Source organism: Flavobacteriales bacterium (genome assembly GCA_019694795.1).
Classification (GTDB): Bacteria; Bacteroidota; Bacteroidia; order Flavobacteriales_D; family UBA2798; genus UBA2798.
Genome location: JAIBBF010000094.1, coordinates 1 through 6,774, shown reverse-complemented (window position 1 = coordinate 6,774; position 6,774 = coordinate 1). Strand labels below are relative to the sequence as shown.

The window sequence follows — 6,774 nt, the reverse complement described above, 5'->3', positions numbered from 1 at the left end:
GCATCCTGTGCTTTTTTCAACCATTCCGCATTCTCAGTTTTCATTAAAAATTCATTGAAAATCTGATTGCGTGTTTGCTGATTAAAACGGTCTTCCATCATGGTCAGCACATTGTCCTCAAAAACTTTTCCATGTACAATGTAAAACTGACAAGAAGAGGATTCTTTTTTCGGATTCACATCATCACCCTGACGTGCCATGGCCAGCACTCCTTTTTTGTGGTAATGATTGGTTTTAAACTCAGCCGGAATGGTGTAGCCCAAACTGCCGTTTCCTAAAACTTTTTCTGCCGGTGCATTTTTCGAATCCGGATCTCCACCCTGAATCATAAACTCTTTTATCACCCGGTGAAAGAGCAAATCTTTGTAAACCCCTTCCTTGATGTTCTTCACGAAATTGTCGCGATGCAGCGGGGTATCGTCGTACAAAACCGCCACCATGTTGCCTAAAGTGGTCTCAATTTTAATTTTTACCGGCCCATTTGAGCTTTGTGATTGGGCAAACAGATTGATATTCAGTCCAATCAGAAATAAACAGATGTGAATAACTTGCTTCATATTGAAACTTTCCCTATTTTTGAGAGTATACTTTATACGAAAGTACAAAAATCAGACCTATGCGTAAATTCATACTCCTCGCTTTTGCATTAATTGTTGGTGTAAGCGCTTTTGTTTCTTGTGGAAAATCGGGCGATACTACGGCTACGATTACAGTTTTAGATGCTGGCGGACTTCCGGTTCCAGGGGCCTTGGTTAATGTGGTAGGTTACGATTCTTACGGCTATAATTCCGGAAGAATTGACCGCGAAACGCAAACCGATGGTAATGGTAAAGCCGTTTTTAATTTCAATGATTTATATCAACGCGGTGCTGCTGGATTTGCAGTATTGGAAATTACTGCAACCAAAGCCGGATTAACCGGAGATGGAATCATTAAAGTGGAAGAAGAAAAGAATAACGAGGCTACGGTTTCGATTCAATAAAATAATCTACAATCGCCTGCTTCAACAGGGTTTGTTGCTGCCGTCCATCGAGTGACGGCAGTTTTTTTTTGCTCTCGAAATGAGGCCAGTTGTCGGCATCGCGACCAATAAATTCGTAATAGCCGTAGGGACTAAGCAGATAGCAAATGGCTACATGCATAATTTCAACTTTTTCCTGTTTGCTAAACTTACGGTAGCCCATGCCCAGCTCCTGGAGTCCCACCAAAAAAATAATGGCGGTCATATCCGGTTTTTCTCCTAATTCTTTCTCCAAAAAGTTAAGCACTTCCTGGTAATTTTTCTCCAGTTCAAAATCCATACGGCAAATTTAATGCAATCTGCATACATAGCCGGTACATTCAGTCAATTTTGATCTTTTCCCTCTTGCACACGTCGGCTTTTTTCACCATCTTCCCCATCCCTATGAACCCGCTGAAAGAAGTTGTGTTGCCACAATCCATCGCTGAAATAGACCACCTGAATCAGGAGGCCTGGCGTATTAATCGTACAGATCCGAAAAGGGGTGTTGAATTGGCCAATGTTGCGTTGGAGGCTGCGGGAGGATTAAATTATGCATTGGGGAAAGCACAAGCGTGTAAAAGTTTGGGCGCGTGTAAAGCCTGGTTAGGCGAATACGAAACTTCACTTGAATTTTCTTTCAAAGCACAACGATTATTTTCATCACTGGGTGAAGAGAAAGAAGTGGCGGTAGTGTTGTACAACATTTTTGTTGTGTTTTATTATTTATCCGATTTCGAAAACGCATTAAAATACCTGCACGATTGTTATTCTATTTCTGATAACGTAAATGACATTGCAGGAAAGGCGAATGCGTTAAATGGAATGGGTACTGTTTATTATTCTACCGGTGAGAATGAAAAAGCGGTAGAGCATTTGAAAGAGGCCTATACCATTGCCAAAGAAATTAAAGATGAACAAATTCTTGCCAAGGTGCTCGATGGTCTCGGTACTGCCTATTTCAATTTGGGCGAATACGAATCGGCCATTAAAACCAAAACAGAAGGATTAGAATTTGCGCGTAAGCTAAATGTTAAGCAGGTACAATCGTATACACTGGATGGTATAGGAATGTCCTGGTTTAAACTCGGCGATTTTTCCAAGGCTTTACCTTACTTGCAAGATGCACTTACGTTGCGCAGGGAAATGGGATTCCGTGCCGGTGAAGCAGAAGCCTTGTTGCACATTGGTGAATTGTTTTTGGCACAGGGACAAATGGAATCGGCTTTGTGTTATTTGCAAGATGCATTACAGGTTTCGGAAGCAGTAGATGCAAAAGAAGTATTGTATAAAACCCATTGGGCATTATCGCAATGGTATGAGAGAAACGGCGATGTTCATCAGCAGATTATTCATCTGAAGGACCATTACCGCATAAAAGAAGATTATTTTTCCGTTCGCCAATCGCTGAAACAACGTTCGGTTGAAATGCAATTCCGCATGGAAAAAATGGAGAAGGAAAAAGAACTTCTTCAAAATAAAAATAAAGAACTCGAAGCGGTTTATCACGATGTGATTTTATTGAGTACGCTTGGACAAAAAATCACCTCTTCATTATCGGTAGAGGAAATTAATACCACCATCTACGAATCGCTGGTCACCATGATGGACGCTCCTTCGTTTGGTATTGGTATTTACGATGAGAAAAAAAATCACATCATCTTTCCGGGATATATTGAGGACGGAAATTTGCTGCATGCGGAGTATGATGTAAATGACCTTAACCGATTGGCACCGGTTTGTTTTGTGCAGGAAAAAGAAATTTTAATCCGCGATCTTGAGCAGGAATTGCATTTGCATGTCCCCGTAAAAGTGGCTCCCAAAGCAGGCCGGCATGTTACCTCGTTGATGTACCTGCCGATTAAAGTGCAGGATAAAAAAATCGGGGTAATTACGGTGCAAAGTTTTCAAAAGAACTCCTATTCCGAATATCATGTAAATCTTCTCCGCAATCTTGCTGTTTATGCTGGTATTGCTTTAGAGAATGCACGATTGTATGAAAACCTTGAAGCGGCTGTTCAGGAACGTTCGGCAGAGGTTATTCGCCAGAAAGAGGAAATTGAACGTTCGTATTATAACACACAGTTGTTGTCGGAAATCGGACAACAAATTACTTCTACACTCGATCTCGAATCCATTTTCCGTCAGCTCTACGAAAACGTAAACAAACTGATGCCGGCAGAATGTTTCGGTGTGCGGATTTATCGTCCCGAAGCCAACGTGATCGATTACAAATTCGAAGTAGAAAACGGAGAAGTGTATCCCGAAGTGTTAAGCGTTTCGATGGATAATGATGATAATTATTCGGTATGGTGTGTGAAGAACAGAGAAGTTGTTTTTCTGAATGATAACATGAACGAATACCACAAATACACCAAAAAAATTGTGGTCCCCTCCGGAGAAATGCCTCATTCACTGATCTTCTTCCCGATGATGATTGAGGAGCGGGTTATTGGTGTAATTACCGTTCAGAGCTTTAAAAAGTTTGCGTACCAGCCTTATCATGTCGACATTCTAAAAACACTCGGCTCTTATACAGCAATTGCATTGGAAAATGCGAATCTGTATGAAAACATGGAAGCAAAAGTTACCGAGCGTACTTCCGAATTGGTAAAACAAAAGGAAGAAGTAGAACGCATGTTCGAAAACACGCATTTGCTGAGTGAAATCGGAAAAGAAATTTCTTCTACGCTTTCGGTAGATGAAATCATAACCATTGTTTACAACCGGATCAATAAACTGATGGATGCCGATGCTTTTGGTATTGGTGTTTACCGGAAAGAAGAAAACGATTTGTATCACCCATGTGTGATGGAAAAAGGACAAAAGCTTCCTCCGTTTTCGTTTGATTTATCCGACACCCCACGCATTGCAACACGTTGTTTTTTCGAAAGCCGCGAGTTTATTATTAACGACTGGAACCTCGAATACAAAAAATATGTTGAGCAGGATTATACACCGGTTGAAGGTGAAAATCCGGTTTCGCTGATTTATATTCCTTTGCTTTCCAAAGGAAGAACCATTGGTGTAATGTCGGTACAGTCCTTTTCTCCCAATGCCTATACGGTGTACCATGTGGACCTGATCCGCAATCTGGCCATTCATATTGGCAGCGCATTGGAAAACGCGAATTTGTATCGCGACATGGAGGAGAAAGTTATCGAACGCACCGAAGAAATCAGAACTGCATACGAAAACACCCGCTTATTGGGAGAAATTTCCAGAGAGATTTCTTCATCGCTCGATATGGAAAGCATTCTGGGTAAGGTTCACGAAAATGTGAATCAACTAATGGATGCTGCCGGTTTTGGAATTTTTATTCTCGAAGAAAACGGACGAATTCGAGTTCCGGGATTTATTGAAAACGGAACCCGATTACCGGAAGTTTACATCGACATTAACGAAGAACGATTGGTGAGCTGGTGTATTCGAAATAAAAAGGAAATATTTATTTCTAATTACGAAGTCCAGTATTCCGAATTCCTGAAAGGAAAAATTTCGCCCGTGGTAGGAAAAGATGCCATGTCGATCATTTACGTTCCTTTGTTTGTTCAGGATCGCATCATTGGTGCAATTACAGTACAAAGCTTTTCATTAAATGCATATACCGAATATCAACTCGATATTTTAAGGAATTTATCGGTTCCCGTTGCCATTGCCATGGAGAATGCCAAACTCTACCAGAGCATGGAAGATCGTGTAAAAGAACGCACGAAGGAGGTGGTATTGCAGAAAGAAGAAATTGAGAAGAATCACCGCAATACCGAATTGCTTTCTAAAATCGGAAGAGAAATTACTTCTTCATTAAGTGTTGAATCCATCAATCAAAAAGTGTTTGATTTATTGAACACCATAATGGATGCACCTTCGTTTGGAATTGGCTTATACCAGGAACATAATAATACCATTGTATTCCCTGGTTATATTGAAGAAGGCTTATCTGAAGAAGTGATTTATAATGCAAGTGATAGCGGACGATTAACCTGTTACTGCTTTAACAAGGAAGCTGAAATTGTAATTAAAGATTTTGCTGCGGAGATAGAACAATACGTTGGTCCAACACTGGCTCCCATAACAGGCCGTGCTCCGGTTTCTGTTTTGTACGTACCACTTAAATCGAAAGGCAAAAAGATTGGTGTTATTACTGCACAAAGCTTTGAGAAAAACGCTTATACCGAATACCATTTAAATATTCTTAAAAATCTGGCGGTTTATGTCGCCATTGCTTTGGAGAATGCAAGTTTATATGAAGGTCTGGAAGAAAAAGTTCGTGAACGCACCGAGGAGATCCGAACCGCTTATGAAAATACTCGACTTTTAAGTCAGATTCAAAAAGACATCAGCGCATCGCTCGATATTGAAACCATTATTGGTCGTGTTTACGAAAACGTAAATTCATTAATGGATGCCACCTGTTTCGGTATCGGAATTTATGAGGAAGATAAACAACGCATTTTGATGCCCGGATTTATCGAGAACGGTCAGCGTATGGAGGACTTTTTCTACAATGTAGAAGATCCGAATCGTTTAGCAGTTTGGTGTTTCAGAAACCGTAAAGAAATATTTATCAATAATTACATGGAGGAATATGTACACTATATTTCCGGTGTACAACAACCTGTTTCAGGTAAAGATTCCACTTCCATTATTTATATTCCGTTAATCACTAAAGAAAAGGCAGTAGGGGTTATCACGGTTCAGACCTATGCGAAAAATGCGTACTCGGAATATCATTTGGACATTCTGCGTAATCTGGCAGCCTCAGTAGCGATTGCATTAGATAATGCCACACTGTATGCCAGCATGGAAGATAAAGTACGCGAGCGCACAGCTGAGGTGGTAAAACAAAAAGAAGTTATTGAGGAGAAAAACAAACACATTACCGATAGTATCGTTTATGCTAAACGTATTCAGGAAGCGATATTGCCTCCCGAAGATGTGTTTAAACTTCATCTGCAAAATTCATTTGTGCTCTATAAGCCGAAGGATATTGTATCGGGAGATTTCTACTGGCTGGAGAAAAAAGGAAATAAAATATTGTTTGCAGTAGTAGATTGTACCGGACATGGTGTACCGGGTGCATTTATGAGTATTATTGGATACAACGGATTAAACCAGATTGTAAACGAATATGGCGTAACCCAACCTGCCGAAATTTTGAACCGCTTAAATAAAATTATTTCAGTTACACTTAAGCAAAGGGTCGACGAAAGTAAAATCCGTGATGGTATGGATTTGTCTATTTGCAGTATTGATCTTGATACCAACACGCTTGAATATGCGGGGGCTAACAATCCGATTTTTATTGTGCGCAATAATGAGGTGATTGAAATTAAAGCGGATAAAAAACCGATTGGAAATTTTGTGGGTGAAGATGATTTCCGTTTTACCAATAAAGAGTTATCTCTTTTCCCGAATGATAAACTGTATTTGTTCTCGGATGGATATGCCGATCAATTTGGTGGTCCGCACGGAAAAAAATTAAAGTACAACACCTTCCGCGATTTATTGCTGGATAATTGTCACCGCCCAATGCAGGAGCAAAAATACATTCTCGACCGCATGTTCGAAGGGTGGAGAGGTGATCTTGAACAGATCGATGATGTGTGCGTAATTGGTGTAGGGATTTAATTTCCTTTGTACGCTTCATCTTGCGTTATATCGCTCAGTACCCAGTTAAATTGACCCGCATTTACTTTGGTTCCGCAATTGCTGCATATGGAATGTTGAGAGACTTGTTCCTGTTGTGCGCCGCAATTGGGACATTGCTCCGG

General features: G+C 40.4%; 4 protein-coding genes. 2 read left to right on the top strand and 2 right to left on the bottom strand.

The genetic code is table 11. From position 1 onward, the window contains the following. Positions 1–557, bottom strand: a 557-nt coding sequence (locus K1X56_14505; GenBank protein ID MBX7095930.1) for a peptidylprolyl isomerase, incomplete at its 3' end; no start/stop codon positions are given. A gap of 59 nt (positions 558–616) precedes the next feature. Between K1X56_14505 and K1X56_14500 the strand changes: the two genes are divergently transcribed. After that, a complete protein-coding gene (locus K1X56_14500; GenBank protein ID MBX7095929.1) occupies positions 617–982 on the top strand; it encodes a hypothetical protein in 366 nt (121 codons plus the stop codon). Here K1X56_14500 and K1X56_14495 read toward each other — a convergent pair. Beyond that, complete coding sequence (locus K1X56_14495; protein ID MBX7095928.1) at positions 963–1,301, bottom strand: hypothetical protein; 339 nt, start codon at positions 1,299–1,301, stop codon at positions 963–965. The genes K1X56_14500 and K1X56_14495 overlap by 20 nt on opposite strands. A 104-nt stretch (positions 1,302–1,405) precedes the next feature. On the opposite strand from K1X56_14495, the gene K1X56_14490 reads away from it, so the two are divergent. After that, positions 1,406–6,631, top strand: coding sequence for a GAF domain-containing protein (locus tag K1X56_14490; protein ID MBX7095927.1), 5,226 nt, complete (start codon positions 1,406–1,408; stop codon positions 6,629–6,631). The last annotated feature ends 143 nt before the right edge of the window (positions 6,632–6,774 follow it).

What these genes read in the sequence shown, in the direction of transcription:
- K1X56_14495 (MBX7095928.1), bottom strand. Translation starts at nt 1,301, where the DNA reads ATGGATTTTGAACTGGAGAAAAATTACCAGGAAGTGCTTAACTTTTTG.
- K1X56_14500 (MBX7095929.1), top strand. Translation starts at nt 617, where the DNA reads ATGCGTAAATTCATACTCCTCGCTTTTGCATTAATTGTTGGTGTAAGC.
- K1X56_14490 (MBX7095927.1), top strand. Translation starts at nt 1,406, where the DNA reads ATGAACCCGCTGAAAGAAGTTGTGTTGCCACAATCCATCGCTGAAATA.